Source organism: Tepidanaerobacter sp. EBM-49 (assembly GCF_001896645.1).
GTDB classification, from domain to species: Bacteria; Bacillota; Thermosediminibacteria; order Thermosediminibacterales; family Tepidanaerobacteraceae; genus Tepidanaerobacter; species Tepidanaerobacter syntrophicus.
Map to the genome: position 1 here is coordinate 1 of NZ_MPPE01000011.1, position 1,801 is coordinate 1,801.

Consider the following 1,801-nt stretch of genomic DNA (forward strand, 5'->3'; position numbering starts at 1 on the left):
GATATCCTAGCCCTGCTGACCTTTGTCCTGCTGCTATTTCACCTCTGCCATAGAAATATAGAAAGAAAGTGGATTTTATGAGCACCTCGAAGTAAACAATTTTACTTTCTAGGTGCTTTTTATGTGGAAAATTCTCCGCAAGATACCCGAAACAAAGGAAAACCGAAATAAATATAGAATATTAACATATGGCTTGGTATAATTTTGTACATACGATATTAAATCTGATAAAAGTTAGATTTAAAAAATTTATAATACATGCAGCAGGAGTGATATATTTGACCAACTTTCAAGACAAGGTTAATTTTATATGGAGCATAGCAGAGCTTTTAAGAGGTCCTTACAAAAAAGAGCAGTATGGAGACGTAATTCTCCCGATGGCTGTTCTTAGAAGATTCGATTGTGTTTTGGCAGAAACTAAGGAAGAAGTATTGACAGAGTATGAAGCTTTAAAGAAAACAGGACTTCAAAATATGGACCCTGTTTTGAATAAAATATCGAAACAGAAATTCAACAATACAAGCAAATATGATTTTGAAAAATTACTGGCAGACCCTGATAACATCGCAAGCAATTTAAGAAACTATATCAACGGTTTTTCAAAGAATGCCAGAGAAATCATAGAATATTTTGATTTTGACAAGCAGATTACAAAACTTAATGATAATAACCTGCTTTATCTTATTGTATCTGAATTTAACAAGATAGATTTACATCCCGATGTGGTAAGCAATACGGAGATGGGCTATATATTCGAGGAACTTATAAGAAGATTTTCTGAACACGCTGAAGCCGGCGATCATTATACGCCTCGAGAAGTTATAAGGCTTATGGTAAATATACTTTTAAATGAGGATAAGGAAAGTTTAACAACTCCGGGTCTTGTCGTAACTGTCTATGACTGTTGTGCCGGTACCGGCGGTATGCTCTCAGTTGCCGAGCAATATTTGAAAGAACTAAACCCGGGCATACAGGTGGAATTATTCGGTCAAGAGATAAATCCGCAATCCTACAGTATTTGCAAATCTGATATGCTCATAAAGGGGCAGGATGCAGACAACATTATTTTAGGTGACAGTTTTACGGAAGATGGGCACAAGGATAAAACATTTAGATATATGCTGACAAATCCCCCTTTTGGGGTAGAATGGAAGAAAGCAGAAAAGTTTATCCGCGAAGAATATGAAAAAGAAGGATTTAACGGCAGATTTGGCGCAGGTCTTCCCAGGATATCAGATGGTTCTCTTTTGTTCCTGCAGCATTTAATATCGAAGATGAAACAAGACGAAAAGGGCAGCCGTATTGCCATTATATTCAATGGTTCGCCCTTATTCACAGGAGATGCAGGTTCGGGGGAATCAGAAATAAGGCGTTGGATAATTGAAAATGATATGCTGGAAGGAATTATTGCTCTACCTGACCAGCTGTTTTATAATACAGGCATTTCTACCTATATTTGGATAGTAACCAACCGCAAAAACAATGATTTGATGAAAGGCCCTGTAAGAATAGGGAAAATACAGCTGGTAAATGCAGTAGACTTTTACCAGAAGATGAAAAAAAGCCTCGGCAACAAGAGAAATGAAATCAGCGAAGAACAGATAGAGGAAATTACGCGGATATACGGAGAATTTAAGGAAAACGAATACTGCAAAATTTTTGACAACGAAGACTTTGGCTACCGGAAGATAGTCGTAGAAAGACCTTTAAGACTAAACTTTCAAGTAACTGATGATAGAATAAATAACCTCTATAACGAGAGAAACTTTCAAAAACTTGCCGAATCTAAGAAAAAAGGTGC

At 36.6% G+C, this 1,801-nt stretch carries 1 protein-coding gene; it reads left to right on the forward strand.

Features of this window, described 5'->3' with window-relative positions; all coding sequences use genetic code 11:
• Positions 1 to 278: 278 nt before the first annotated feature.
• Positions 279 to 1,801: type I restriction-modification system subunit M (locus BUE08_RS01885; protein WP_286680218.1), on the forward strand; the 1,523-nt coding region annotated here is incomplete at its 3' end.